General features: G+C 74.5%; 24 protein-coding genes and 1 tRNA gene. 14 read left to right on the forward strand and 11 right to left on the reverse strand.

Annotated elements, in window-relative coordinates; genetic code table 11:
• Positions 1–10: 10 nt before the first annotated feature.
• Genes IFT72_RS03280 through IFT72_RS03290 form a run of 3 tightly spaced genes read right to left on the reverse strand, consistent with a single transcriptional unit; the run spans position 11 to position 2,582 of the window.
• Positions 11–832 carry an SDR family NAD(P)-dependent oxidoreductase gene (locus IFT72_RS03280; protein ID WP_192045558.1) on the reverse strand — a complete coding sequence of 274 codons (822 nt, stop codon included), beginning with the start codon at positions 830–832 and terminating at the stop codon, positions 11–13.
• Complete coding sequence (locus IFT72_RS03285) at positions 829–1,185, reverse strand: Fe-S oxidoreductase (protein WP_255465346.1); 357 nt, start codon at positions 1,183–1,185, stop codon at positions 829–831. Before IFT72_RS03285 ends, IFT72_RS03280 begins: the two co-directional genes overlap by 4 nt.
• A complete protein-coding gene (locus tag IFT72_RS03290; RefSeq protein ID WP_192045559.1) occupies positions 1,182–2,582 on the reverse strand; it encodes an NAD(P)/FAD-dependent oxidoreductase in 1,401 nt (466 codons plus the stop codon). The genes IFT72_RS03285 and IFT72_RS03290 overlap by 4 nt, the downstream gene beginning before the upstream one ends.
• Before the next feature lie 170 nt (positions 2,583–2,752).
• Here IFT72_RS03290 and IFT72_RS03295 point away from each other — a divergent pair, with 170 nt between their 5' ends.
• Positions 2,753–2,923, forward strand: a complete 171-nt coding sequence (locus IFT72_RS03295) for a CsbD family protein (protein ID WP_167258932.1) — start codon at positions 2,753–2,755, stop codon at positions 2,921–2,923.
• 131 nt (positions 2,924–3,054) lie between these two features.
• Here IFT72_RS03295 and IFT72_RS03300 read toward each other — a convergent pair whose 3' ends face one another.
• The 6 genes from IFT72_RS03300 to IFT72_RS03325 form a co-directional block, all read right to left on the reverse strand.
• On the reverse strand, positions 3,055–3,852 hold the full coding sequence (locus IFT72_RS03300) for a crotonase/enoyl-CoA hydratase family protein (protein WP_185232217.1): 798 nt from the start codon (positions 3,850–3,852) through the stop codon (positions 3,055–3,057).
• Positions 3,849–4,673 carry an arginase family protein gene (locus tag IFT72_RS03305; protein ID WP_369814248.1) on the reverse strand — a complete coding sequence of 275 codons (825 nt, stop codon included), beginning with the start codon at positions 4,671–4,673 and terminating at the stop codon, positions 3,849–3,851. The genes IFT72_RS03300 and IFT72_RS03305 overlap by 4 nt, the downstream gene beginning before the upstream one ends.
• A gap of 5 nt (positions 4,674–4,678) precedes the next feature.
• Positions 4,679–5,812, reverse strand: coding sequence for an acyltransferase (locus IFT72_RS03310; protein WP_192045560.1), 1,134 nt, complete (start codon positions 5,810–5,812; stop codon positions 4,679–4,681).
• A 10-nt stretch (positions 5,813–5,822) separates the two neighbouring features.
• Complete coding sequence (locus IFT72_RS03315) at positions 5,823–6,545, reverse strand: PspA/IM30 family protein (protein ID WP_192045561.1); 723 nt, start codon at positions 6,543–6,545, stop codon at positions 5,823–5,825.
• Between the two features lie 101 nt (positions 6,546–6,646).
• Positions 6,647–8,548 carry a TPM domain-containing protein gene (locus IFT72_RS03320; protein WP_192045562.1) on the reverse strand — a complete coding sequence of 634 codons (1,902 nt, stop codon included), beginning with the start codon at positions 8,546–8,548 and terminating at the stop codon, positions 6,647–6,649.
• A 153-nt stretch (positions 8,549–8,701) separates the two neighbouring features.
• Complete coding sequence (locus tag IFT72_RS03325; RefSeq protein WP_185232223.1) at positions 8,702–9,109, reverse strand: hypothetical protein; 408 nt, start codon at positions 9,107–9,109, stop codon at positions 8,702–8,704.
• A gap of 89 nt (positions 9,110–9,198) precedes the next feature.
• Between IFT72_RS03325 and IFT72_RS03330 the strand changes: the two genes are divergently transcribed.
• From IFT72_RS03330 to IFT72_RS03345, 4 genes are all read left to right on the forward strand, one after another.
• Entirely contained in the window at positions 9,199–10,086 is an 888-nt protein-coding gene (locus IFT72_RS03330; protein ID WP_200931966.1) for a DMT family transporter, read from the forward strand.
• Between the two features lie 212 nt (positions 10,087–10,298).
• The gene (locus IFT72_RS03335; RefSeq protein WP_185232225.1) at positions 10,299–10,514 is read left to right on the forward strand and encodes a hypothetical protein; all 216 of its coding nucleotides are present in this window, start codon (positions 10,299–10,301) and stop codon (positions 10,512–10,514) included.
• A 36-nt stretch (positions 10,515–10,550) separates the two neighbouring features.
• Entirely contained in the window at positions 10,551–11,150 is a 600-nt protein-coding gene (locus IFT72_RS03340) for a recombinase family protein (RefSeq protein ID WP_192045563.1), read from the forward strand.
• A 77-nt stretch (positions 11,151–11,227) separates the two neighbouring features.
• Positions 11,228–11,638 carry a VOC family protein gene (locus IFT72_RS03345; protein ID WP_192045564.1) on the forward strand — a complete coding sequence of 137 codons (411 nt, stop codon included), beginning with the start codon at positions 11,228–11,230 and terminating at the stop codon, positions 11,636–11,638.
• 100 nt (positions 11,639–11,738) lie between these two features.
• Here IFT72_RS03345 and IFT72_RS03350 read toward each other — a convergent pair.
• Positions 11,739–11,810, reverse strand: a tRNA-Arg gene (locus IFT72_RS03350).
• 98 nt (positions 11,811–11,908) lie between these two features.
• Between IFT72_RS03350 and IFT72_RS03355 the strand changes: the two genes are divergently transcribed.
• Positions 11,909–12,646 carry a pyridoxal 5'-phosphate synthase gene (locus IFT72_RS03355; RefSeq protein WP_192045565.1) on the forward strand — a complete coding sequence of 246 codons (738 nt, stop codon included), beginning with the start codon at positions 11,909–11,911 and terminating at the stop codon, positions 12,644–12,646.
• A 65-nt stretch (positions 12,647–12,711) separates the two neighbouring features.
• Complete coding sequence (locus tag IFT72_RS03360) at positions 12,712–13,485, forward strand: gamma-glutamyl-gamma-aminobutyrate hydrolase family protein (RefSeq protein ID WP_192045566.1); 774 nt, start codon at positions 12,712–12,714, stop codon at positions 13,483–13,485.
• Positions 13,486–13,509: 24 nt separating this feature from the next.
• Here the strand turns inward: IFT72_RS03360 and IFT72_RS03365 are convergent, their stop codons facing one another.
• Entirely contained in the window at positions 13,510–14,169 is a 660-nt protein-coding gene (locus tag IFT72_RS03365) for a hypothetical protein (protein WP_192045567.1), read from the reverse strand.
• 103 nt (positions 14,170–14,272) lie between these two features.
• Between IFT72_RS03365 and argS the strand changes: the two genes are divergently transcribed.
• From argS to rho, 7 genes are all read left to right on the forward strand, one after another.
• Complete coding sequence (gene argS / locus IFT72_RS03370) at positions 14,273–15,937, forward strand: arginine--tRNA ligase (protein ID WP_192045568.1); 1,665 nt, start codon at positions 14,273–14,275, stop codon at positions 15,935–15,937.
• 52 nt (positions 15,938–15,989) lie between these two features.
• Positions 15,990–16,763 carry an LmeA family phospholipid-binding protein gene (locus IFT72_RS03375; protein ID WP_056053919.1) on the forward strand — a complete coding sequence of 258 codons (774 nt, stop codon included), beginning with the start codon at positions 15,990–15,992 and terminating at the stop codon, positions 16,761–16,763.
• Positions 16,764–16,889: 126 nt separating this feature from the next.
• Entirely contained in the window at positions 16,890–18,380 is a 1,491-nt protein-coding gene (locus IFT72_RS03380; protein WP_056053922.1) for an alanine racemase, read from the forward strand.
• A gap of 68 nt (positions 18,381–18,448) precedes the next feature.
• On the forward strand, positions 18,449–19,783 hold the full coding sequence (locus tag IFT72_RS03385; protein WP_056053924.1) for a homoserine dehydrogenase: 1,335 nt from the start codon (positions 18,449–18,451) through the stop codon (positions 19,781–19,783).
• Positions 19,783–20,865, forward strand: coding sequence for a threonine synthase (thrC, locus tag IFT72_RS03390; RefSeq protein WP_056053927.1), 1,083 nt, complete (start codon positions 19,783–19,785; stop codon positions 20,863–20,865). The genes IFT72_RS03385 and thrC overlap by 1 nt, the downstream gene beginning before the upstream one ends.
• The gene (gene thrB / locus IFT72_RS03395) at positions 20,862–21,797 is read left to right on the forward strand and encodes a homoserine kinase (protein ID WP_192045569.1); all 936 of its coding nucleotides are present in this window, start codon (positions 20,862–20,864) and stop codon (positions 21,795–21,797) included. Before thrC ends, thrB begins: the two co-directional genes overlap by 4 nt.
• 291 nt (positions 21,798–22,088) lie before the next feature.
• Positions 22,089–24,335, forward strand: coding sequence for a transcription termination factor Rho (rho, locus tag IFT72_RS03400; RefSeq protein ID WP_192045570.1), 2,247 nt, complete (start codon positions 22,089–22,091; stop codon positions 24,333–24,335).
• The last annotated feature ends 1 nt before the right edge of the window (position 24,336 follow it).

Below are 24,336 nucleotides of genomic sequence, written 5' to 3' on the forward strand. Positions count from 1 at the left end.
CCGCGACCGGTCAGACCTCGGAGGGCAGTCCGACGATCGCCGACGTGCGGTCCCACAGGGCCTCGGCCAGCAGGTCGTCCTTCGCCTGGCGCGTGCGCAGGCCGTCGGGCTTGAGCTGGTCGAAGTACGTGCCGCTCGGCACGCCGATCGTGCTCGGCCCGGCGAGCTGGATGAGCGGCAGGGCCCCGGCCTTCGCCGAGATGCCGTAGTTGCCGTTGCTCAGCACGTTGGCCATGCGCCACATCGGCGACGTCTGGCCGAAGCCGGTCTTGACGATCCCCGGGTGGAACGAGAAGGCCTCGAGGCCGGTGCGGCGGGCGAGCTCCCGCACGAAGAGGATGGTCTCGATCTTGCTCGTGCCGTACTGGCGCCAGCCGCCGAGCCAGGGGCGCTTCGTCCAGTTCAGGTCGTCGAGGCGCACGTGGCCGAACATGTTCGCGACGCTGGCGGTCGACACGACCCGGCCGCCGCTCTCCTGCAGCCGCGGCAGCAGGAGGCGCGTCAGCAGGAAGGGAGCGAGGTGGTTCGACTGGAGGATGCGTTCGTGGCCGTCGCTCGTCAGCTCGTGGTCGCTCACCAGGCCGCCCGCGTTGTTCGCGAGGACGTCGATCGTCGGATAGCGGTCGAGGAGGCGGTCGGCCAGCGAGCGGACGTCGTCCAGCCGGTCGAAGTCCGCGAGGAAGGCCGTGCCGCCGACCTGGTCGGCGACGGCCCGGGTGCGCTCGGCGTTGCGACCGACCACGGCCACGTCGGCCCCTCCGCTCGCCAGGGCGAGCGCCGCCTCCTTGCCGATCCCGGAGCTGGCTCCGGTGATGATCACGGTGCGGGTCATCGGTAACCGCCTTCCTCGAGGCCGGCCTCGATCTCGAACCTGTTCGTCAGCGGGTCGCTGCCGGCCAGGGCGTACAGGAACGGCATCAGCATGCCGTACTTCTTCCACTGCGCGACGTGCCGCGCCTCGTGCCGAAGCACGGCGGGCCCGTCGTTGTCGCGGGTCAGGTACACGCGGCCGACGCAGGTGCCGCCGCGCTTGAACGCCCAGCGGGGCAGGCCGCGGCAGACGATCAGGTCGCCCACGACTCGGACCTTGCCGACGCTGAGCGGCACGCCGACGGCGAGGCCGACCGCGGTCGCCCAGGCGCAGCCCGCCCGCGAGATCGGCGAGTCGACGAGGGGGTTGATCACGGACGACCGTAGGCGTCGAGCAGGCGCAGCCAGATCTCGCTGACCGTCGGGTACGACGGCACGGCGTGCCAGAGGCGGTCGATCGGCACCTCGCCGACGACGGCGACCGTGGCGGCGTGCAGCAGGTCGCTCACGTCGGGGCCGACGAAGGTCGCCCCGACGATGACCTTCCGGGCCTCGTCGACGACGATGCGGGCGTGGCCCTCGTACGAGTCGGAGTGGATCGCCGAGCCCGCGACGGCGGCGAGGTCGTAGTCGACGACGCGCACGTCGAGGCCGCGCTTCTGCGCCGCGTCGGCGGTGAGGCCGACGCTCGCGACCTCGGGGTCGGTGAACGTGACCTGCGGCACGGCGGCGTCGTCGGCCGTGGCCACGTGCGCGCCCCAGGGCTCGGTCGCCAGCTCGCGGCCGAGGGCGCGGGCGGCGATCACCTCGCCGGCGGCGCGGGCCTGGTACTTGCCCTGGTGGGTGAGCAGCGCCCGGCCGTTGACGTCGCCGACGCCGTAGAGCCAGTCGGTGCCCTTGACGAGCAGGGTGTCGTCGACGTCGAGCCAGGTCCCGGCCTCGACCCCGACGGACTCGAGGCCCAGGTCGGAGGTGCGGGGAACGCGCCCGGTCGCGACGAGGATCTCGTCGGCGATGACGACGGTGCCGTCGTCGAGCGTGACCTCGACGGTGTCGTGCTCGGTGCGGCTGACCTGCACGGGCGAGGTGCCCTCGCGCACGTCGACGCCCATCGCCCGGAGGCTCTTCCCGACGAGCTCGCCGGCGAACGGCTCCTGCCCGCCGAGCAGGCCGCTGCGCGCGACGAGGGTGACCGTGGAGCCGAGCTGCTGGTAGGCCGTGGCCATCTCGGCCGCGACGACGCCGCCGCCGACGACGACGAGGCTCTGCGGGACGCTCTTCGCGCTCGTCGCCTCGCGGCTCGTCCACGGACGGGCCTCGGCCAGCCCCGGCACGTCCGGGAGGAGCGCGGAGGAGCCGGTGACGGCGGCGACCGCGTGGCGAGCCGTGTAGACGGTGTCGCCGACGGTGACCTCCTTGACGCCCGTGATGGTCGCGTGGCCGCGGATCAGCTCGATGCCGGCGCCCTCGACCCACTCGGCTTGGCTGGAGTCGTCCCAGTTCGAGGTGAAGGAGTCGCGGCGGCGCAGCACCGCGGCCACGTCGACCTCTCCCGTGACGGCCTGGGCGGCCCCGTCGACGGCCCGCGCAGCCCGGAGGACGGCGGTGGAGCGCAGCAGCGCCTTCGAGGGCATGCAGGCCCAGTAGGAGCACTCGCCGCCGACGAGCTCCGCCTCGACGAGGGCGACCTCCAAGCCGCTCCGGGTCGCGTAGTCCGCCACGTTCTCGCCGACAGCGCCGGCGCCGATCACGATGAGGTCATAAGTCGTCATGGGGAGAACCTAGTCCCGGGCCCCCGGGTGGTCACCCAGCCGACGCGCGTCGCGGACATGTCCGTTCCGTGAGTGGTTCCTGAGCAGCAGGTGGGAGGCGCGGGTACAGCCGGCCCGGGACGCGTACCTTCTGATCCATCGCGCAGACAGCGCTCATTGAGGAGGTCACCATGGGACTCGACGACAAGATCAAGAACGCCGCTCAGGACATCGCCGGCAAGGCCAAGGAAGCTCTCGGAGACCACAAGGGCGACGAGAGCCTCAAGGCCGAGGGTCAGAAGGACCAGACCAGCGCCTCCGCCAAGAAGGTCGGCGAGGACGTCAAGGACGTCTTCAAGTAGGCCGATCCGCCTCGTTCTCGGGCCCGCTTCCCCCTCGGGGAGGCGGGCCCTCGACGTTCCCGGGGTCCCGGCCTCGTCGGGGCTGACGCGGCCGTCGGCCGTCGTGCCCGCGAGAAGGCTCCCGAGGGGAGTCAGCGGCCGGTGAACTCCGCGTCCGTGCGGGCCAGGAACGCCTCGTGACCGATCCGGGCGTCGTCCGTCCGCATCAGGCGCACGAGCTCCGGCTGCAGCTGCGACTCCGCCGCGCGGTCGCCCTCGCGGACGGCGAGCCGGGCGTTCGCGAGCGTCGCCTGCACGGCGAGCGGTGCCTGCGCGGCGATCCGCCGGGCGAGCTCGAGCCCCCGGCCGAGCGCCTCCGCGCGCGGGAGCACCTCCTGCACGAGACCGATGCGGAGCGCCTCGGCGGCGTCGAGGAGGTCGCCGGTGAGCATCCAGCGCATCGCGTCGCCCCAGCCGACGCGGCGGGGCAGCCGGACGGTGGCGCCGCCGAAGGGCAGGATCGCCCGGCTCACCTCGATCTGCCCGAAGCGCGCGTCGTCCGCGGCGACGACGACGTCGCTCGCGAGGGCCAGCTCGACGCCGAGCGTCAGGCAGGTGCCCTGCACGACCGCGACGACCGGCTTCGACAGCTGGCGTCCCTCCACCTGCCAGGGGTGCAGGCCGCCCTCGGGCACGACGTCGAGGCCGTCGGGGCCGACGGCGGGGGCCACGTCGGCGAGGTCGAGCCCCGCCGTGAAGTGGTCGCCGTGGGCGTGCAGCAGTCCGACCCTCAGCTCGGGGTCGCGGTCGAGCAGGCCGTAGGCCAGGCTCAGCTCGCGGAGCAGGCGCAGGTCTGCGGCGTTGCGCTTCTCGGGGCGGTCGAGGCCGATCAGCAGCACGTGGCCGTCGCGGACGACGCTGACCCGCGGCCGCTCGCCCCCGTCGCTCATCGCGACAGCGCTCCCACGACGCGGAGGATGGTGCCCATGTCGTCCGACGCGTGCGTGGCGTCGACGGGCGCGAAGCCGCAGAGGCCCGCGCCGACGAGGGTGAAGCGCTGCTTCAGCGCGGTCAGCGTCTCGATGAGCACGCTCGGCTCGAGGCCGAACGGCTGGGGGTCGAGCAGCCCGGTGAGGGCCGAGGGGTCGAGCACGTCGAGGTCGACGTGGAGGTAGACCTCCGTGGCGCCCGTCTCGGCGACGGCGTCCACGACGTCCTGCGGGGAGAGGTCGAGCGACGACACCGAGCGGATGCGGCGGCTCTCGAGGTGGACGTCCTCGGCGTCGTCGATCGAGCGGACGCCGGCGAGGACGACGCGCCCCGCGTCGACAGCCTCGGGAGCGGGCCCCGAGGAGAAGGTCGGGAGGTCGTCTCCGCCGTCGATCAGCGTGCGGAGCACCATGCCGCTGAACGCCCCGCTCTCGCTGCTGCGCGGGCTGTGCAGGTCGGGGTGGGCGTCGAACCACACGACGGCCGTCTGCGGGGTGACGGCGTGCCGGACGGCCGCCAGCTCGACGCCGCAGTCGCCGCCGACCACCAGGGCGGGGGAGTCGTCGCTCCGCAGCTCGTCGGCGACGGCCTCGGCGGCGGCGAGCACGGACGACAGCCGGTGCACACCCGTGCCCAGTGAGTCGCCGGCGCCCACGGGCACCTCGACGAGGGCGGTGGCGCTCGGGGGGAGGTCGGCCAGCACGGCGTAGGCGCCGTCGGCGAGCCTCATGGCCCGCGACGACGGCGAGCCCTGCCACTGGGGGACCACGACGAACCTCACGGGCGTCAGTCTGTCACAGCGCGCGGCCCGCGCGACCAGGGCGAGCTGAGCCGGCCGACGGCGCGTTCGAGGGGGCCCCGGCCGACGAAGCGCTGCCAGAGCACGGCGTACGTCAGCGTGGCCACGACCGCCACCGCGAGCTGCCAGAGGGGCAGCCCGTACGACCCGCCCTCGGTGCGGTACGCGAAGAAGAGCGGCGCCGTGAGCAGCAGGTGCGCGGAGTAGACCGTGAGCGGCTGGGCCCCCGTGGCCGACAGGGGACGGAGCGCCGTGGCCACGCCACGGCCCCAGGCCCGGTCGGGGCTGGTGAGCAGCAGCAGCAGCCCGACGACCGCGATCGCGACGCCGCCGCTGCCGACGATCTCGGCGGGCATGCCCTCGTGGTCGGCGGGGTCGAACGCCGGCACCGCGGCTGCCCCGGGCAGGTACCGCACGGTGTAGCCGACGAACGCCGCGACCGTGCCGGCCCCGAGCATGACGAGCTGCGTGCCGCGGCTCCGGAGGTCGCTCCGGGCGGCGACGAGGCCGACGAGCAGGAAGGGCAGCCAGACGAGGGCGGGGTAGGCCCCGACGAGCAGGGCGTCGGTGGCCACGCCCGCGGCCCCGGGGAGGCTGGAGTCGCCGTAGACGTCCTGGGGCACGAGCGTCGCGAGGGCGGGCGCGCCGACCGCCACGACCGCGGCGATCACGAGCAGCACCCCGGGCGGGGCGAAGAGCACGACGAGCAGGAGGAGGAACATCACGCCGTAGTAGGGGAGGATCACCAGCACGTAGCCGTTCCAGGCCTGCAGCAGCAGCCCGAGGGCGATGAGGACGCCGGCCCGGATCGCGATCGACCCGACGACGCGGGCCCGTCGGCCCCGGGGCGTGGGCGCGGCGCCGCCCGACATCAGCCCGAGCGACACGCCCGCCAGCGTGGCGAAGAGGATGGCCGAGCGACCGTCGAAGAGCCGTTCGTCGAGGTCGACGCGCGGCCACATGTGGGCCGCGAACATGCCGAGCACGGCGAGCCCGCGGGCGACGTCGACGCCGACCACGCGGGAGCGCCCGGCTCCCCGGGCGGCACGGGGCCCCGTGCCGTCCGAGCGGGGCTCGACGACGGACGGGGCGGGCCAGGGGGAGCCGGGCGCGGTGGTCACTGCGCGGTGCTCACTTGTCGAGGGCGCCGAGCTTCAGGGCGGCGAGGCGCGCCTCCACCTCGGTCTGCTGGTCGAGGTCGTCGAGGCTCTCGAACTGGGCGTCCAGGCTCGAGGCGGCGAGCTCCTGCTGGCCCAGCACCCGCGCCTCCTCGCGACGGATCTTGTCCTCGAAGCGGCTGATCTCGCTGGTGGGGTCCAGCACGTCGATGCTGCCGATCGCGTCGGCGACCTTCGACTGGGCGGCGGCGGTGCGCGAGCGCGCGACGAGCTCGTTGCGCTTCGAGTTCAGCTGCTCGAGCTTCGCCCGCATCGAGGTCAGGCCGGCCTTGAGCTTGTCGACGACCTCGGTCTGCGAAGCGATCGTGGGCTCGGCGTCGCGCGCCTCCTTCTCGGAGGCGATCTGGCGGCCGAGGGCCACCTTGGCCAGGGCGTCGAACTTGTCGGCGTCCGCCGTCGCCCCCGAGCTGCGCAGCTGGTCGGCCTTCGTGCTGGCGGCGACGGCCTTGCGCTCCCAGTCGGCGGCCGCGGCGACGTCCTCGGCGTGGTCCTGCTCGAGCAGGCGCAGGTCGCCGATGGTCTGCGCGACGGCGGCCTCGGCCTCGCGGATGCTCTCGGTGAAGTCGCGCACCATCTGGTCGAGCATCTTCTGCGGGTCCTCGGCCTGGTCGAGGAGGGCGTTGATGTTGGCGCGGGTCAGCTGGGCGATGCGCCCGAAGATCGACTGCTTCGTCATGGGGTGGTCCTTCCGGTGGTGGTCGTGGGGGTGGGTGGGTCTGGTGCCGGCGGGGGCCGGGGGGAGTCGCGGGTCGGCTGGTGCGGGGAGGCGCACGCCGGTCAGAACCGGCCGCCCCCGGAGCTGCGGCCTCCGCCGCCGCCGCCGCCTCCGCCGAAGCCGCCCCCGCCGCCGAAGCCGCCGCCCCCGCCGTTGAGGAGGCCGCCGATGACGAGGCCCGTGACGATGCCGCCGAGGTCGGCGCCGCCCCGGCCCCGACCGCCGTAGCCGCCGCCGAAGCCGACCTGCTGGTACTGCTGCACCTCGGCCGCGGCCTCGCTGGCGGCCGCCGCGGCGAGCTGGGCCGCGTCGTGCGCCTCCACCAGGGCCGCGTCGCGGTCGCGCACCGCGAGGGAGACCGCCGCGGCGAGGTGCCGCTCGGCCTCGGAGAGGCGGGTGCGCGGGCGGGTGCCGATGCCGCCGCGCCGGGTCTGGATGAAGTCGCGGGCGGAGCTGATCTGGTCGCGGGCCGTGCGCAGCGCCTGGTCGAGGGCCGCCTGCGCCCGACGGTCCTTCTCGCCCTGCTCGCGCACCGCCGCCAGGACGGCGTCGATGCGGACGTTGGCGGCCCCCAGGTCGGCGAGCACCGCCAGGGGGTCGTCGGTGGTCGTGCCGGCGAGGGCGACGGCGGCGCGCGCGGCGGCCGCGGAGCCTGCGACGTCCACGCCGTCGGGGGCGCTCCCCGGGGGCAGCGCCTCGGCCGTCGCGACGTCGGCCCGCAGGTCGGCGGCGAGGGCGGCGATCGTCGTGGCGGCGGTGCGCAGCTGTTCGCCGGCGTGGTCGACGGAGGAGAGCAGCTGGTCGACCTGCCCGAACGCCTGGCGGACGGCGCGGACACCGGCGACGGCCTCGCCGGGACGGGAGGCCGCGAGGTCCTCCCGCGCCGCGTCGGTCGTCTCCCGGGCGAACTCGACGAGCCGGTCGGCCTGGTCGGCGTTCTCGGCGACGCTGGCGACCGCGCGGGGCGAGTACGCGGTCGCGAGCCGGGCGAGCACCTCGCGGGCCTTGGCGACCCGGACGACGCGCGACTCCAGCTCGGCGGGCAGGGCGGCCACGTCGGCGGGCACCCGCTCCTCGGCGGCACGGCGCTCGTCGAAGGCCCGCGACTGCTCCTCCAGGGCGGCGTCGGCGGCTCGACAGAGCTCGACGATGCGCTCGGTCCACTCGCGTCGCTGCTCGGCGGAGTCGGGCACGGCGTCGTCGAGCCTCTGCTGCAGCTCGAAGGCCTCGCGGGCCTGGTCACGGGCCCGGCGGAGGGCCTCGACGAAGGGCCGGGCGGCGTCGTCGCCGAACTGGGCCGCGGCGAACCCGACCTCCTGCTGGCCGGCGGTGATCTCGTCGTCGAGGGTCACGAGCATGCCGGCGGCCTCCCGCTCGAGCTCGGCCTGGCGGGCCGCCGCGGCGTCCTCCGCCTTCCGGCGACGACGGGTGCGCAGCACCACCACCGCGACGCCCACGACGATCGCGAGGACGACGACCACGAGCACGACGCCGAGCAGCCACGACATGTCGGGGCCCGCCTGGTCGTCACGGATGCCGTCCGCGAGGGCGACCGCCGCGCCCGCCCAGTCGTCGTCGCGGAGGCGGGGCTCGACGACGTCGGCCTGCAGCCGCTCGCGCTCGGCGTCGGAGACCGGGCCGGTGGAGTCGGTGGAGAGGTCGTAGACCCGGTCGCCCACCGCGACCGAGAGGAGGACGTCGTCGGGGCCGAGCTGGTTCAGCGAAGCAGTGGCGCTGCCCCACGCGGCGCGGTCGGCGGGGGAGGAGAAGGAGTCGACGTAGACGACGAAGAGGTCGACGCCGGAGTCGGCGGAGAGGGCGTCGAGGCTCTCCTCGACCCGCTGCTCGTCGGCGGCCGACAGCACGTCGGCCTGGTCGAGCACGTACGCCCCCGACAGCGAGACGGGCGGCTCGGCGTGGGCCCGGTCGGCACCGACGCCGACCACGGCCGACCCCAGAACCACGGCGGCCGCGGCCAGAACGGCCCCGACACCTGCCCCCCGACGGCTTCGTTCACTGACGCGCACACTGCTCCCCTCGGTCGTTCCGCGGAGTCTATCGACGCCGGGTCGGCGGGGGCCCGGCCGACCCCGGATGGAGCGGTCGACGGCGACGGGCTACTCGACGAAGAGGAGCGCGACGGAGGCGACGGCGCAGGCGGCGCCGACGCCGACCAGCACACGCCCCACCGCGCGCAGGGCCCGGCCGTCGTCGTGCGGCGCGTCGGTGCGCGGCCGGGACGGGCGGTCGGGGTCGTAGTGCACGGTGATCTCGGTCTCGACCGGGGTCTCGAGGGGGTGGTCGCCGAACTGGGTCTCGTGCAGCTCGCCGGAGGAGTCCATCCACCGGGCGACGGCGGCGCGGGCCCAGGCCGGCGGCGGGATGACGACGGCGACCGTCTCCTCGTAGCGGGCGGCGCGGTGCCGGGCGTGTGCGCCCAGGAGAAGGAAGGGCACGCCGACGACGAAGCCGAACCAGCCGAAGAGCTCCACGACGGGGGAGATCACGGTGAGGGCGTCGGACACCCTGCGATGCTACCGGCGGCCGGCCGGGCGGCGGCGCAGCCCGTCGCAGCACGTCCGGGCCAGCGGGGCCGCGCCCCTAGACTCGCCGCGTGAGCCGCCCCCTCGACCGCGTCCCGTCACCGCTCCTGGCCGTCGCGGCCATCGTCTCCGTCCAGTTCGGCGCGGCCCTCGCCCGCACGCACTTCGAGGCGCTCGGCCCGACGGGCGCCGCCGCCCTGCGCCTCGCCCTCGGCGCGCTCATCCTCGTGGTCGTCTTCCGCCCCCGCGTGCGTCGCTGGTCGCGGCGCACCTGGCTCGGCGTCGTGCTGCTCGGGCTCGCCCTCGCAGGCATGAACTCGCTCATCTACCTCGCCATCGACGTCGTGCCCCTCGGCGTCGCGGTGACCCTGGAGTTCCTCGGGCCGCTGGCCGTCGCGCTCGCCCAGACCCGGCGCTGGCTCGACGCCGCCTGGGCGCTGCTCGCCCTCGTCGGCGTCGTCGTCCTCGGCCTCGACTCGTCGGGTGCGACCCCCCTGGTCGGCGTGCTGCTCGCCCTCGGTGCCGGGGCCTTCTGGGCCGGCTACATCGTGGCCAACGCGAACCTCGGCCGGTCCGACGACGCGATGGGCGGGCTGGCCGTCTCGATGGTCGTCGCGGCCGCCGTGGTGGTGCCCGTGGGCGCGGCCGACGCGACGCGGGCCGTGGTGGCCGACCCGCGACTCCTCGCGGTCTTCCTGCTCGTCGCGTTGCTGACCTCGGCGCTGCCGTACTCGCTCGAGGTGGTCGCGCTGCGACGCCTGCCCACGCGCGTGTTCGGGGTGCTGTCGAGCCTCGGCCCGGCCGTCGCCGCCCTCGCCGGGCTCGTGGTGCTGCGCCAGGCCCTCGGCGCCCGCGAACTCGTGGCGCTGGCCCTCGTCACCGCCGCCAGCGTCGGGGTGACGGCGACGGCGGGGCGGGGGAGGCCCTCCCGCGACGTGGTGGAGGCGCCGCCCGTCTGAGGTCGTGGCGGTGAGGTCGTGGCGGTGAGGGCATGGCCGCGCCGGGTGTGCTCGTGTCCCCCGCGGAGCGGACCCTGCCTCCGCTCAGCCCTCGCACTCACAGGTAAGCGGCAGGTGGACGGCAGCCGTCTCGCCGGTGTTGTACCCCGAGCGCGGGGTACGCTCGGCAGACGAGCCCCCGTAGGCGGGGCTCCTGAGGCCGGGAGGACATCATGGGAGCTGTTCTGGAACGCACGTCACGGGCCGAGGTGATCGACCTCGGAGACGGTTTCCACCGCGTCTCCACGCCCACCGCGGGCGTCATCGGGTTCGTCCACGAGTCCTCGGGCCGCTTCGAGGTCCTGCGGGGCCGGAGCCGCCAGGCGACCCGTCAGGAGGGCGCGTACCGCACCCTCGACGTCGCCGTCATCGCGCTGACGTACAGCTGATCGACGGCTGGTGAGCTCCGCGGGGGAGGCCCCGACGTGGCCGTGATCGGGTACCGGCGTGACTCCGACGACGAGGTCGGCAGCCACCAGCGCGACGCGCTGGCCGGTGCGGCGTGCGAACGCGTCTACGTCGACCAGGCCACCGGCCCCCGGGCTCGTCGCCCGGAGCTGCAGAAGGCGTTGTCCTCCCTCCGGGAGGGCGACGTCTTCGTCGTCTCACGCCTCGACCGGCTCGGCGGCACCCTGGCCGAGGTGGTCGCGCTGATCGCCGCGCTCGACGACCGAGGCGTGGCCTTCCGCTCGATCGACGACGACATCGACGAGCTCGGCGCCTGGGGCCGGTTCTTCTTCCGCGCCGCGGGGGCGCTCGCGTCGTACGAGTCGACCATCGCCGACGAGCCGGCCCGGGCCGCCGAGCGGAGACGTCAGGAGGCGCACTACAAGCGCCGGGGCGCACCCGCCCTCAGCCGACGGCGGCTCCAGATCGCCCGCGACATGCTCCGCGACGAGGCGAGCCTGGTCGACGTCGCCCGTCACCTCGACGTGCCGCTCCGCACGCTCCGGGAGGGCCTCGCGGAGGCGGACCGGTCTCAGGACGACCCCCGGGCGCCGGCCCGCCGGGACCCGATCCGCTGACCCGAGCCGCTGTCCCGTCGGCCACCGACCTGACCGTCCCTTGACACGGAGGGGCCACCGGGTCCAGCCTCCACGGCATGAGCCTCTTCATCACCTGCCCGGTCGAGGACGTCGAGCGCTCGACGGCGTTCTACACCGCCCTCGGCTGGGCTCCGAGGCCGGAGATGTCCGGCCCCGGTGCAGCGTGCTTCGTGGTCACCGGCGACCAGCACGTCATGCTCGTCAGCCGCGAGCAGTACACGGCAGTCGGTGCGACGGAGGAGCTGGTCGGGGCACCCGGCGCGCCCTCGCCGGTGACGGTCTCGTTCGACCTCGAGAGCCGCGAGGCCGTCGACGACCTCGTCACGCGCGCCGACGCCGCGGGCGGGCGCGTCGGAGACACCGACGAGTACCCGTTCATGTACCAGCGGCAGTTCGACGACCCCGACGGCTACCACTGGTCGCCGTTCTCGATGACGACGGACGCGGACGTCCCCATGGCGTCCTGAGGCGGTGTGGGACGGGGCAACGGCCCGTCGTCGACACCGATCCACAGAAAGCGTGGTGCTCGGCGTCTTCGCGAGGACTTGCTGCCGCCGAGGGATTCGGTGCCCCCAGAAGGATTCGAACCTTCGCCCCTGCCTCCGGAGGGCAGTGCTCTATCCCCTGAGCTATGGGGGCCAGGGTCGACGACAAGGCTAGCAGCCCGCAGGGTCGCCGACGGACACGCGCCGGCCCCGCCTGGGCCGCGGCGCAGCGGGCGGGTGCACTCTGGGGCGGTGACCCACGACGACGACGCGGCCCGCGCCTCCCACGTTCCCTCTTCTCCCGACTCCGGCGGCGGCGACGACGCCGGGCAGGGCGGCCGACGCTCGCTCCGCGACCGGGTGCGCGGCGCTCGCCGGCCCGAGATCGACGTGTCGCCCCTCGACCCTGAGCAAGCACCCCCGGAGCCGATCGCGCTCTTCCTCACCTGGCTCGACGACGCGGTGGAGGCCGGGGTCGCGCAGCCGCACGCGATGACCCTGTCGACCGCCTCGACCGCCTCGGGGCCGACGGCGCGCACCCTCCTGCTCAAGGAGGTCGACGACGCCTTCTGGTTCACCACCTCGTCGCTCAGCCCCAAGGGCCGCCAGATCGCCGACGACCCCCGCGTCGCGCTGACCCTCTCCTGGAGCGACCTCGGGCGACAGGTCCGCGTGCTCGGCGATGCCCTCCCGGGGCCGCGCGACGTCAGCGAGGACGACTTCCGGGCGCGGCACCCCGACTCGCGCGCCGTCGCGATCGCGATGCCGCAGAGCACCGAGATCCCCGGCGCCGAGCAGGCCGACGCGGCCCTCGACGAGGCCCGTCGTCGACTCGACGACGAGCCGGACCTCGTGCCCGACGACTGGACGGCGTACCGCGTGGCGCCCGTCTCGGTCGAGTTCTGGCAGGGCACGACGGGCCGTGACCAGGTGCGCCTGCGGTACGACCGCGTCGGCGACGGCTGGCGCCGCGCCTCCCTCTGGCCCTGAGCCCCGGGTCGTAACGCCGCGACACACGGGTGGCGCGAGGCGGCGACGGTGACGACCATGGGTGCATGCCGATCGAGACGCGAGCCCCCGGAGCCCGCCCCGGCGCGCGCCTGGCCGTCGTCGAGGTCACCCGCCGTCGGCCGCACGCGCCGGAGTACCACGCCTACGTGCAGACCCTGAACGAGCGCGTCGTCGCCGAGGCGCGTCGGGCGGGCTGGTCGGCCGAGCGCCTGGCCGCCGACGACCTCGGCGTCGACGCCCTCCTGGCCGCCACGCGCGACGCCGACGCGGTGGTCGTCGTCGGGGGAGAGGACCTCGCCCCGCACCACTACGGCGCCCCGGCCGGCTACCCCGGCGAGGGGCGTCACCTCGAGGTCGCCGACGCCGCACAGCTCGCCGTCGTCCGCCGCGCGGTGCGGCTCGGCACGCCCCTGCTCGGCATCTGCCGCGGCCACCAGGTGATCAACGTCGCGCTCGGCGGCACCCTCGTGCAGCACCTCGACGACGAGGCCGGCCTGCACCGCGGCACGGGCTCCGTCGAGCAGCTCATGACCGACCACGAGGTCGACCTCGTCGCCGGCACGCGCCTGCGGGAGGCGCTGGTCCGGTCGAGCGCGCTGGTCAGGAGCGCCCACCACCAGGCCGTCGGCCTCCTCGGCGAGGGCCTGCGCGTCGCGGCGTGGTCGAACGACGGCGAGGTGGAGGCGGTCGAGCACGTCACGGCGCCGGTCACCGGGGTGCAGTGGCACCCGGAGGACCGCGGCGCCGAGGCGTGGCAGCTGCCGCTCCTGCTGGGGCAGCTCGCCGCCCGCGCGGCGTCGGCGCGCCGGGCCGCCTAGCCCGCACCGCCTAGCCCGCACCGCCTAGCCCGCGCCGCCCTCGCCCACCGCGGCGAGGAGCTGCGTCATCACCGGCTCAGCCGACCCGGGCTCCGCGAAGGTCGTCGACTCGGCCACGACGAGGCGACCGGTGGGCAGGGCACGGGCGACGCCCGTGCCGCCGTGCAGGCTGAAGTAGCCCTCCACCCCGTAGCTCGGCACGGAGTTGCTCGAGGCGACGAGGTCGTTCGCGATCGCGGTGAGGCTGGCCTCGTCGTACGCGGCGACGCCCACCGTCACGTGGTCGCCGGCGGCGTCGACCCAGTCGCAGACCGTCCCGTCGGCCTCCGCCACCGGGGCGAGGGCGTCGTCGAGAGCATCGGCGTCGGGGGCGTCGGGGGCGTCGGCTGCGGCGAGGCCGGGCCACAGCGTGGGCAGCACGCCCGCGGCCGGGTCGAGCAGGGCGGCGCAGTCGAGGGCGAGCGGGCTGCTCACGAGCGGCGGCGGCGTGTAGCCGGGGTCGGCGGTGGGCGTGGCGCCGGACGCCGCGGGCGACGGGGCCGCCGACGTGGACGGCGACGCGGGCCCGCCGCCCGGGGCCGACGTCGTGCAGCCGGTCAGGGCTGCGGCGCCGAGGGCCAGGGCGGAGGCGGCGACGACGACGGAGGGGACGCGGGCCGGGGGGCGGGGGCGGCGGGACGACATGCCCCCATCCTCCCCGACGCCGCCCGTGGTCGGCTCGGAGGGGCGCCCCGACGGCCCGTGGCCCGGGCCGGCGGGCGCCCGGCAGCCGGTACGATCGTCTCTCGTGACCCCCGCCGAACTCTCCTCCTCCCTGCTCGCCGTCGTCCAGGGCGTCCTCGAGCGCCGAGGGGTCGGCGACGACGTCACCGTGGCCCCGGCCGACGTCGTCCTCGAGCGCCCGAAGAACCGCGACCACGGCGACTGGACGTCCAACGTCGCCATGAAGTTCGCGAAGCGCGTCGGCGTCCCGCCCCGCGACCTCGCCACCGAGCTGGCGGGCGAGCTCGCCGAGGTCGACGGCGTCGCCGACGTCGACGTCGCGGGCCCGGGCTTCATCAACGTGCGGCTCGACGCGGCCGCGGCCGGTCAGCTGGCCCGCACGATCGTCGAGCAGGGCGAGGCCTTCGGCCGCGGCGACTACTACGCCGGCGTCACCATCGACCTCGAGTTCGTGTCGGCCAACCCCACCGGCCCCATCCACCTGGGCGGCGTCCGCTGGGCGGCCGTGGGCGACAGCCTCGCCCGTGTCTTCCAGGCGCAGGGCGCCCTCGTCACCCGCGAGTACTACTTCAACGACCACGGCGGGCAGATCGACCGCTTCGCCCGCAGCCTCGTCGCCCGCTCGTTCGGCGAGCCCACCCCGGAGGACGGCTACGGCGGCGAGTACATCACCGACATCGCCGACCGGGTCGTCGCGGCGCACCACGGCGACCTCCGGGCCCTGCCGCGAGACGAGGCGCAGGAGGTGTTCCGCGCCGCGGGCGTCGACTTCATGTTCAGCGACATCAAGTCGTCGCTCCACGACTTCGGCGTCGACTTCGACGTCTTCTTCCACGAGAACTCGCTGCACGAGTCGAAGGCCGTCGAGCGCGCCGTCGCGCGCCTCACCGAGCTCGGGCACATCTACGAGGCCGAGGGCGCGACCTGGCTGCGCACGACGGAGTTCGGCGACGACCGCGACCGCGTCGTCATCAAGAGCGACGGCGAGGCGGCCTACATCGCCGGCGACCTCGCCTACTACCTCGACAAGCGCGAGCGGGGCTTCGAGCGCAACCTGATCATGCTGGGCGCCGACCACCACGGCTACGTCGGCCGCATGATGGCGATGTGCGCGGCCTTCGGCGACGAGCCGGGCGTCAACCTCGAGATCCTCATCGGCCAGATGGTCAACCTGCTGAAGGACGGCGAGCCCTTCCGCATGTCGAAGCGGAACGGCACCGTCGTCACGATGGAGGACCTCGTCGACGCCGTCGGCGTCGACGCCGGCCGCTACTCGCTCGTCCGCAGCCCGGTGAACAGCTCGATCGACATCGACCTCGACCTGCTGACGCGGCGCACCAACGACAACCCCGTCTTCTACGTGCAGTACGCGCACGCCCGCACCCGGTCCGTCACGCGCAACGCCGAGGCCGCGGGGGTCACCCGTGACGCCTTCGACGCGTCGCTGCTGTCCCACCCCACCGAGAGCGCCCTCCTCGGCGTCCTCGCCGAGCTGCCCCGCGTCGTCACGCAGGCGGCCGAGCTGCGCGAGCCGCACCGGGTCGCCCGCTACATCGAGGAGCTGGCCGGGACCTACCACCGCTGGTACGACAGCTGCCGGGTGACGCCCCTGGGCGACGAGGAGGTCACCGACCTGCACCGCACGCGACTGTGGCTGAACGACGCCGCGGGCCAGGTCGTCCGCAACGGGCTGGGCCTCCTGGGCGTCTCCGCGCCCGACCGCATGTGACCTGACCGGCGCGGGGCGCGACTCCGCCCGGCGTCCCTGAGAGGATGTCGGGATGAGCGACGAGAGCGACAGCGACTTCTTCGAGGCCCGTCCGGTCGAGCGTCGACGGCTCCGCAGCGCGGGGGCCGGCCTCTTCATCCTCGTCGGCGTGCTCGTGGGCCTGGCGGTCCTCGCCGTGATCGCCGACGTCGTCGTCCGCTCGGTCGTCGAGAGCCGCGCCGCGGCGGAGGTCCAGACGTCCACCGGCCTCGACGACGTCGAGGTCGACGTGCACGGCACCTCGGTGCTCTGGCAGATCGCCCACGGCTCGCTCGACGACGTCACGCTGACCTCCGGGGTCGAGGGCGACCCCGTCGTGGTCCGCGTCGACGTCGCCGACGTGCCCACCTCGCTCGAGGGCGACTCCGGGCCCGTCACGGGCACGATCACGGCCGACCAGGCGACGGTCGACGGCCTCGAGGCGCTCCGCCAGCAGGGCGCGTCGTTGGCGCTGGGCGACGACGCGGTCACGTACTCGCGGTCGTTCTCGGTGCCCATCATCGGCGACGTGCCCGTCGCCGTCACCGCGGTGCCCAGCCTGAGCGACGACGGACGCTCCGTCTCCTTCGCCCCGACCACCGCCTCCCTGCCCGACACGTCGCTGCAGCTCGACCTGACGCCCTTCCTCGGCGACTTCGCGACCTCGGTCTGCCTCGCCGAGCAGCTGCCGGCGTCGGTGACGGCCACCGCCCTCGACGTGCGCGCCGGCGAGGTCACCGTCGACCTCCGCTCGCCCGGGCTGCCCCTGACGAGCTCGGCCCTGTCCGAGAAGGGCACCTGCTCGTAGCCCACGGGCGCGGCCGGCGTCACGTGGCCCGGCTCGTCGCCGCCTGTCGGTAGGCTCTCTGACGTCACGGGCGCGACCACGTCGCGCGCGCGGCGACCCCCGTCCCGCCGACCCTGGAGAGGCCCCGTGTCGAACCCCCTCGCCCCCGCCTGGCTCCGCGAGCCCGACGACCTCGCCGAGCTCGACGCCGGCGTCTGGTCGCGGACGGCCCGGCGCTCCGACGACGGCGAGATCGTGCTCGGCGGCGTGCCCGTGACCGAGCTCGCGCAGACGTACGGCACCCCCCTCTACGTGCTCGACGAGGCCGACGTCCGGGGCCGCGCCGCCCAGACCGTCGAGGCCTTCCGCCGCGAGTTCGCTCGGGTCGGGACGACCGTCAAGGTCTACTACGCCGCGAAGGCCTTCCTCTCCGCCGAGGTGGCCCGGTGGGTCTCCGAGGCCGGCATGGCCGTCGACATCTGCACGGCCGGCGAGTTCGCGGTCGCCCGGGCCGCGGGCGTGGAGCCCGCCCGGATGGGCTTCCACGGCAACAACAAGTCCGACGCCGAGCTCGACCGCACGGTCGCGGCGGGGATCGGCGCGGTCGTCATCGACAGCGCGGAGGAGGTCGACCGGGTCGCCGACGCCGCCGCGCGCCACGGCGTGGTCCAGGCCGTGCGCCTCCGGGTCAACTCCGGCGTGCACGCGAGCACCCACGAGTACCTCGCGACCGCCCGGGAGGACCAGAAGTTCGGGGTGCCGCTGAGCGAGACCGCCGACGTCGTCGCGGCCGTGCGTGCTCGGCCGTCGCTGCGGTTCCTCGGGCTGCACTCCCACATCGGCTCGCAGATCTTCGGCTCCGACGGCTTCGCCGAGGCCGCACGACGCCTGCTCGCCGTCCACGCGGGCCTCCTCGCCGACGGCGAGGTGCCCGAGCTCAACCTGGGCGGCGGCTTCGGCATCGCCTACACGAGGGCCGACGACGCCCGCTCGATCGACGAGCTCGCGGCGGCCCTCGCCGACATCGTCCACGCCGAGTGCACCGACCGGGGCATCCCGGTGCCGGTCGTGGCCGTGGAGCCGGGCCGGACGATCGTCGGCCCCGGCGGCACCACCCTCTACACGACGGGCACCATCAAGGACGTCACGGTCGCCGTCGACGAGGTCGACGTCGACGCCGTCGCGACCGAGTCCGACCTCGCGGCGGCCGCCGACGAGGCCGTGGTGCTCGGCCGGCCCGCGGCCAGCGCCGTCCGTCGGTACGTCAGCGTCGACGGCGGCATGAGCGACAACGCGCGGACGGCCCTCTACGCGGCCGACTACTCCGTGGCCCTCGCGGGTCGCGCCTCCTCGGCTCCTCCCGTGCTCGTGCGCGTCGCGGGCAAGCACTGCGAGAGCGGCGACGTCGTCGTCCTGGCCGACTGGCTGCCCGCCGACGTCGAGCGGGGCGACCTGCTGGCGGTGCCCGCCACGGGCGCCTACTGCCACAGCCTGTCGAGCAACTACAACCACGTCGGCCGACCGCCCGTGGTGGCGGTGCTGGACGGCACCTCGCGCGTCATCGTGCGCGGCGAGTCGGAGGCCGACCTCCTCTCGCGCGACGCGGGCCTCGACCAGCCGGCCCGCGCCTCCTCGTGACGCACGCCCCTCCCTCGTCGGCCCCGCCCGCCCCCGGTCGTCGCAGCACCCCCACAGAACGGAACACCATGATCGAATACCGCAACGTGCGGGTCGCCCTGATCGGCGCCGGCTCGGTCGGCTCGCAGGTGGCCCGGCTGCTGCTCGAGCAGGCCGACGAGCTGGCCGGCCGCGCCGGCGCGGGCATCGAGCTCGTCGGCATCGGCGTCCGCGACGTCGACGCGCCCCGCGACGTCGACCTGCCCCGCGAGCTCCTCACCACCGACGTCGAGTCGCTCATCCTCGGGGCCGACATCGTCGTCGAGCTCATGGGCGGCCTCGAGCCGGCCCGTCAGTACGTGCTCGCGGCGCTGAACTCCGGCGCCGACGTGGTGACCGGCAACAAGGCGCTGCTGGCGAGCCACGGCCCCGAGCTGTTCGAGGCGGCCGAGCAGGTGGGCGCCCAGCTCTACTACGAGGCGGCGGTGGCCGGCGCCATCCCGATCATCCGCCCGCTGCGCGACAGCCTCGCCGGTGACCGCATCGTCCGCATCATGGGGATCGTCAACGGCACGACCAACTTCATCCTCGACCGGATGGACACCGACGGCGACACCCTCGAGGCCGCCCTCGCCACGGCGACCGAGCTGGGCTACGCGGAGGCCGACCCGACCGCCGACATCGGCGGCTACGACGCCGCGCAGAAGGCCGCCATCCTCGCCAGCCTCGCGTTCCACACGACCGTGCCGCTCGTCGCCGTGCACCGCGAGGGCATCACCGAGGTGACGCACGAGCAGGTCGTCGCGGCCCGCAAGGCCGGCTACGTCGTCAAGATCCTCGCGATCTGCGAGCGGCTGCTCGACGCCGACGGCGTCGAGGGCGTCAGCGCCCGGGTGTACCCGGCCCTCGTGCCGCTCGAGCACCCCCTCGCCACGGTCCACGGCGCGAAGAACGCCGTGTTCGTCGAGGCCGAGGCCGCGGGCGACCTCATGTTCTACGGCGCGGGCGCCGGGGGAGTGGAGACGGCCTCGGCCGTGCTCGGCGACCTCGTCTCCGCCGCCCGGAGGCACGTGATCGGCGGGCCCGGGCTCGCCGAGTCCACCCACGCCGACCTCCGCGTGCTGCCCATCGGCGACGTGGTCACGCGCTACCAGGTGACGCTCGACGTGGCCGACCAGCCCGGCGTGCTCGCCGAGGTGGCCGGCGTGCTCAGCGACCACGGCGTCAGCGTGCACAGCGTCGAGCAGACGGGCGGCGTCCCGCCCCTCGCGTCACACGGCGACGTCGAGGCCCCGGCGACCGCTACCCTGATCATCGGCACGCACCGTGCCCGCGAGTCCGCCCTCGCCGCCACGGTCGAGGCCCTCCGCACCACCCCGGTCGTGAACTCCGTCACGAGCGTCCTGAGAGTCGAAGGAGCCTGATGGCCCACCAGTGGCAGGGTGTCCTGCGCGAGTACGCCGACCGTCTCGACGTCACCGAGGCGACGCCCGTCGTCACCCTCGGCGAGGGCGGCACGCCCCTCATCCCGGCGCCGGCCCTCTCGGCCCGCACCGGCGCGAAGGTCTACGTCAAGTACGAGGGCATGAACCCCACGGGCTCCTTCAAGGACCGCGGCATGACCATGGCGATCTCGAAGGCCGTCGAGCACGGCGCGAAGGCCGTCATCTGCGCCTCCACCGGCAACACCTCCGCGTCGGCCGCCGCCTACGCGGCGCACGCCGGCATCACCGCCGCCGTGCTCGTGCCCGAGGGCAAGATCGCGATGGGCAAGCTCAGCCAGGCCGTCGCGCACGACGGGCAGCTGCTGCAGATCCAGGGCAACTTCGACGACTGCCTCGACATCGCGCGCGACCTCGCCGCGAACTACCCGGTGCACCTCGTCAACTCGGTCAACAACGACCGCATCGAGGGCCAGAAGACGGCGGCCTTCGAGGTCGTCGACGTGCTGGGCGACGCCCCCGACTTCCACTTCATCCCGGTCGGCAACGCCGGCAACTACACGGCCTACACCCGTGGCTACCGCGAAGACCTCGAGGCCGGCCGTGCCACGCGCCTCCCGCGCATGTTCGGCTTCCAGGCCGCGGGCTCCGCGCCCATCGTCGCCGGCGAGGTCGTGCGGCAGCCCGAGACCATCGCCAGCGCCATCCGCATCGGCAACCCCGCGTCGTGGCAGCTGGCCCTCGAGGCCCGCGACCTCACCGACGGCTGGTTCGGGGCCATCACCGACGAGGCCATCCTCGCCGCCCAGAAGATCCTCTCGGCCGAGGTCGGCGTCTTCGTCGAGCCGGCCTCCGCGATCAGCGTCGCCGGCCTGCTCGAGCGCGCCGACGCGGGCGTCGTGCCCGCCGGGGCGACGGTCGTCCTCACGGTGACGGGCCACGGCCTGAAAGACCCGCAGTGGGCCCTCCGCAAGGCCGACGGCACCGACGTGCAGCCCACGGTGGTCGCGAGCGACACCGCGCGCGTCGCCGAGGTGCTCGGGCTCGTCCCGGCCTCTGCATGACCACCGGCCCGGCCGTGAGGTCGGTCCTCGTCAAGGTCCCGGCCACCTCGGCCAACCTGGGGCCCGGCTTCGACACCCTCGGCCTCGCGCTGTCGCACTACGACAGGCTCGTTGTCTCCGAGACCCGGGGCTCCGGAGTCGCGGTGCACGTCAACGGGGTCGGCGCCGGCGAGGTGCCCACCGACGAGAGCAACCTCGTGGTGCGCTCGATCGCGGCCACCTACCGTGCCGCGGGGGTGCCGCTGCCGGGTCTCCGTCTCGAGGCGCGCAACGCGATCCCGCACGGGCGGGGCCTCGGCTCCTCCGCCGCGGCCATCGTCTCGGGCGTCATGGCGGCCAAGGGGCTCCTCGAGCGGCGCGTCGACTTCACGCCCGACCAGCTGCTCGCGGTCGCGACGGAGCTCGAGGGGCACCCCGACAACGTCGCGCCGGCCCTGTTCGGCGGCCTGACGATCGCGTGGACCACCTCGGCCGGGCCCTCGCACAAGAGGCTCCTCGTCCACCGTGGCGTCTCGCCGGTCGTGTTCGTGCCCGAGACGACGCTGTCGACCTCGCTGGCGCGCAGCCTCCAGCCGGCGTCCGTGCCCCACGAGGACGCCACGTTCAACGTGTCGCGGTCGGCCCTGCTCGTCGCGGCGCTCATCCAGAGCCCCGAGCTGCTGCTCGCGGCGACGGAGGACCGCCTGCACCAGAGCTACCGCGCGAGCGCGATGCCCGAGACGGACATGCTCATCAGGGTCCTGCGCCAGGCGGGGCTCGCGGCCGTCGTGTCGGGGGCCGGGCCCTCGTTGCTCGTGCTCGGCAGCGACCCGGCGCAGCGGCTCCTGGCGGCCCAGCTCGTGGCCGAGAACGCCCTGTCGGCGTGGCGTCCGTTGATGCTCGCCGTCGACCTGCGAGGTGCTACAGTGAACGCGCACCCGGTAGAAAACTGAGATCTCCTGGGCATCTGGCATCGTCCTCCCGGTCACCGGGCAGCACACGTGTGGGGTCCCACGTCATCCCGGCATTCCCGGTCGCACATCCCGTAGTGCACATCTAGCAGCGCTCGGTCGCTCTCTGGCGATCGCGTGCCGCACCTCCGAGAGCTTCCTGCGCATCCCGCGCAGTGCGTGCCGCGCCCTGAGCGTGCGGCCGCAGGGCCCGCCCGCACGGCAGGCCAGAGGCTGCGAGGTGTGACCAGCTCATCCTCGCGGCTCTCGCGGGGGAGCGGAAGGAACCCACCAGTGTCAGACGCAGACAACAGCGCCACCACCCAGACCCCCGCCGAACTGAGCGCCATGCGCCTCCCGCAGCTGCAGGCCCTCGCCTCGTCGCTCGGCATCAGCGGCCTCTCCAAGCTCCGCAAGGGCGACCTGGTCGCGGCCATCGCCGCCGTCCAGGCGACCGGCGACGCCTCCGTGGTCGCCTCGACCGACGACGTCGTCGTCGAGGCGCCCGTCGCCGTGCAGCCGACCCTCGACGTCACCGACGCTGCGCCGGCCGAGTCGGCCCCCGTCGCCGAGGCGCCCGCGGCCGAGGCCCCCGTCGCCGAGACCGCCGCCGCGCCCCGCACGCGCCGTCCGTCGCGCCGGGTGACCGCCGCCGCCGGCGCTCCCGAGCAGCGCACCGCCGTCGAGCACGTCAACGCCGGCGAGACCGGCGTCGCGCCGGTCTCGGACGAGGCGCCCGCCGCCGTGGCTGAGGTCGACGCGCCGGTCGCGTCGCCCGTCGCCGAGGCCGCCGCCCCGTCGTCGGTCGTCGAGGCCACCGCCGAGGAGGCGCCCGTCGCCGCCGAGCGTCCCTCGCGCAGCCGTCGTGGCTCGCGCCGCGCCTCCGACGCCACGGTCGCCGCCGCGGCCGCCGAGGCCCCGGCCGCGGAGGTGCCGTCGGCCCAGGCCGAGGCCGTCGCGCCGCAGTCGGCCCCCGAGACGGGCGACGCCGAGGCCGGCGCCGCCGACCAGGGCTCGAACGACCAGGGCGCCGGCGACCAGGACGGCCAGGGCCAGCAGGGCGGCGGTCGTCGCAGCCGCAACCGCAACCGCAAGAACGGCCAGAACGGCCAGCAGGGCCAGAACGGCCAGAACGGCCAGAACGGCCAGAACGGCCAGCAGGGCCAGGCCTCCGCGCAGGAGCAGTCCGCGAAGGAGGCCGAGCAGCAGCGCGCCGCCGGCGAGAAGAACGACGCCGCGCGCGGCGAGCAGCAGTCGGGCTCGCAGGCCGGCCAGCAGTCCGACGAGGCCGGCCGTCAGGGCCGCGGCCGTCAGCGCGACCGCAAGCGCGGCCGCAGCGTCCAGAACGACGAGTTCGAGCCCGAGATCTCCGACGACGACGTCCTCATCCCCGTCGCGGGCATCCTCGACGTGCTCGAGAACTACGCCTTCGTCCGCACCACCGGGTACCTCCCCGGGGCGAGCGACGTCTACGTCTCGCTCGGCCAGGTGAAGAAGTACCACCTGCGCAAGGGCGACGCGGTCGTCGGCGCCATCCGCCAGCCCCGTGACGGCGACCAGGGCCAGGGCCGTCAGAAGTACAACGCGATCGTCAAGATCGACTCGGTCAACGGCCAGCCCGTCGAGGAGGCCGCCAAGCGCGTCGAGTTCAGCGCGCTGACTCCTCTCTACCCGCAGGAGCGCCTGCGCCTCGAGACCGAGCCCCAGAAGCTGTCGACGCGCATCATCGACCTCGTCTCGCCGATCGGCAAGGGCCAGCGCGGCCTCATCGTCTCGCCCCCCAAGGCCGGCAAGACGCTCGTGCTCCAGGCCATCGCGAACGCCATCGCGGTGAACAACCCCGAGGCCCACCTCATGGTCGTGCTCGTGGACGAGCGCCCCGAGGAGGTCACCGACATGCAGCGCACGGTCAAGGGCGAGGTCATCGCCTCGACCTTCGACCGCCCCGCGGAGGACCACACCACGGTCGCCGAGCTCGCCATCGAGCGTGCGAAGCGCCTGGTCGAGCTGGGCCACGACGTGGTCGTGCTGCTCGACTCGATCACCCGTCTGGGCCGCGCCTACAACCTGTCCGCCCCCGCCTCGGGCCGCGTGCTCTCCGGCGGAGTCGACTCGTCGGCGCTGTACCCGCCGAAGCGCTTCTTCGGCGCGGCGCGCAACATCGAGAACGGCGGCTCGCTGACCATCCTCGCGACCGCCCTCGTCGAGACCGGCTCGAAGATGGACGAGGTGATCTTCGAGGAGTTCAAGGGCACCGGCAACATGGAGCTCCGCCTGTCGCGCCACCTCGCCGACAAGCGCATCTTCCCGGCCGTCGACGTCAACGCCTCGGGCACCCGTCGCGAAGAGATGCTGCTCAGCCCGGAGGAGGTCAAGATCACCTGGCGCCTCCGTCGCGCCCTGGCCGGCCTCGACCCGCAGAAGGCCCTCGAGATCGTCCTCGGCAACCTCCGCGAGACCAGCTCGAACGTCGAGTTCCTCGTGCAGGTCCAGAAGTCGGTGCCCGCGAACGGCCACGACTCCTCCCACAAGGAGCACTGAC

This window comes from Frigoribacterium sp. CFBP 8754 (genome assembly GCF_014841815.1).
Taxonomy (GTDB): domain Bacteria; phylum Actinomycetota; class Actinomycetes; order Actinomycetales; family Microbacteriaceae; genus Frigoribacterium; species Frigoribacterium endophyticum.

Excerpts from the sequence above, each read along its gene's own strand:
- IFT72_RS03280 (WP_192045558.1), bottom strand. The coding sequence starts at position 832 with ATGACCCGCACCGTGATCATCACCGGAGCCAGCTCCGGGATCGGCAAG.
- IFT72_RS03290 (WP_192045559.1), bottom strand. The coding sequence starts at position 2,582 with ATGACGACTTATGACCTCATCGTGATCGGCGCCGGCGCTGTCGGCGAG.
- IFT72_RS03295 (WP_167258932.1), top strand. The coding sequence starts at position 2,753 with ATGGGACTCGACGACAAGATCAAGAACGCCGCTCAGGACATCGCCGGC.
- IFT72_RS03300 (WP_185232217.1), bottom strand. The coding sequence starts at position 3,852 with ATGAGCGACGGGGGCGAGCGGCCGCGGGTCAGCGTCGTCCGCGACGGC.
- IFT72_RS03315 (WP_192045561.1), bottom strand. The coding sequence starts at position 6,545 with ATGACGAAGCAGTCGATCTTCGGGCGCATCGCCCAGCTGACCCGCGCC.
- IFT72_RS03335 (WP_185232225.1), top strand. The coding sequence starts at position 10,299 with ATGGGAGCTGTTCTGGAACGCACGTCACGGGCCGAGGTGATCGACCTC.
- IFT72_RS03345 (WP_192045564.1), top strand. The coding sequence starts at position 11,228 with ATGAGCCTCTTCATCACCTGCCCGGTCGAGGACGTCGAGCGCTCGACG.
- IFT72_RS03360 (WP_192045566.1), top strand. The coding sequence starts at position 12,712 with ATGCCGATCGAGACGCGAGCCCCCGGAGCCCGCCCCGGCGCGCGCCTG.
- IFT72_RS03365 (WP_192045567.1), bottom strand. The coding sequence starts at position 14,169 with ATGTCGTCCCGCCGCCCCCGCCCCCCGGCCCGCGTCCCCTCCGTCGTC.
- IFT72_RS03375 (WP_056053919.1), top strand. The coding sequence starts at position 15,990 with ATGAGCGACGAGAGCGACAGCGACTTCTTCGAGGCCCGTCCGGTCGAG.
- IFT72_RS03385 (WP_056053924.1), top strand. The coding sequence starts at position 18,449 with ATGATCGAATACCGCAACGTGCGGGTCGCCCTGATCGGCGCCGGCTCG.
- thrC (WP_056053927.1), top strand. The coding sequence starts at position 19,783 with ATGGCCCACCAGTGGCAGGGTGTCCTGCGCGAGTACGCCGACCGTCTC.
- thrB (WP_192045569.1), top strand. The coding sequence starts at position 20,862 with ATGACCACCGGCCCGGCCGTGAGGTCGGTCCTCGTCAAGGTCCCGGCC.